Source organism: Plesiomonas sp. (assembly GCF_051650925.1).
Lineage (GTDB): Bacteria > Pseudomonadota > Gammaproteobacteria > Enterobacterales > CAMTGL01 > Plesiomonas.
Genome location: NZ_JBOFRH010000362.1, coordinates 1 through 1104, shown reverse-complemented (window position 1 = coordinate 1104; position 1104 = coordinate 1). Strand labels below are relative to the sequence as shown.

Annotated in this window: 1 pseudogene; it reads right to left on the bottom strand. The window is 44.7% G+C overall.

Annotation, left to right across the window (positions count from 1 at the left end):
* Positions 1 to 339: 339 nt before the first annotated feature.
* Positions 340 to 1104: pseudogene (locus ACRC27_RS08210) on the bottom strand (N-acetylglucosamine-binding protein GbpA); the annotation flags it as partial.

Here is a 1104-nt window from a genome sequence, read left to right as displayed (position 1 = left end):
CAAATATATTACCCACAGACTCTTTGATTTCAGCACGTACTTAAAGTAAGTGTCAATGAGTTATATCTATTTAGCATTAATAAACAAAACAACCGCTCGCTTTATCCATACAAACAAATTTTAATATCATATAATTTATGGGATTAAATAAAGCCTATATGCAACTTACTGGCTATCTTTTTAATTAACGCATTTTATATAACAATGAATAACCCAATACGCATTTAATGGCATAAAAAAGTAATAAATAACGCCGTTTAAAAAGCCCTGTTAAGACAGGGCTTTTTTAGGTATTACTCACTTTATGTAGTGATAATTGAGTCTAATTCGCCAGTCGCGTTATTTTTTCTCAATCCACGCATCTTGCCAGTGTGAACCGACACCCGGCTCATAATGGGTTGCAGTTTCGCTCCACTGCGTGCAATAGCCACTGTATGGGAACGGCTTACACTCATAGACTTTGCCATTTTTCGGCTGCAATACCGTGGTACCGGCAACATAGGATTTGATGGACTGCGGGAACGTAAACTCATACTCACCGGATGGTTCGCCAGTTTCCTCCGCCTTCAGCATAAAGTCAGCGCTTTTTTGCAGCACTTTTTGTTCTTTATTGCTGGCTTTAACCACCAAGCGATGATGACCGGCCTGCGCATCCTGCACCGCCAGCGTGACATTGCGCGTGCTGTCTTGCAGATCAAACGCTGTGAACGCCTGTGCCACGCCGCCATGATTATAGATAGTCGCCTGAATCGCTAAATCGCCAACCGCACGCACGTCAAAGCTAATGCTGGCTTTACCTTCGCTTAAGGTATAGCTCTCTTGCAGGCCGCTCAGCTCAAGATCCAGTGGCAACGCACTTTCATCCTTAATGATTTCAATCTCAACTCGCTCCAAACCGCTGTCTTTCTTGGCATAGACGGTGTTTTGTCCATAAGCCGGATTGATATTGCCCTGCGCATCTTTCTGGCCAGCCTGATACAGGGTCTGGCTGCTATTAATCGCTTTCGACAGTGCGTAAGCCCACTGATTTTTCTCGCCTTGCTCATTTGAGGCGATGGTCAGCGTGGTGGACAGCGCATGACGCTCACCTTGGGCATCAAACAC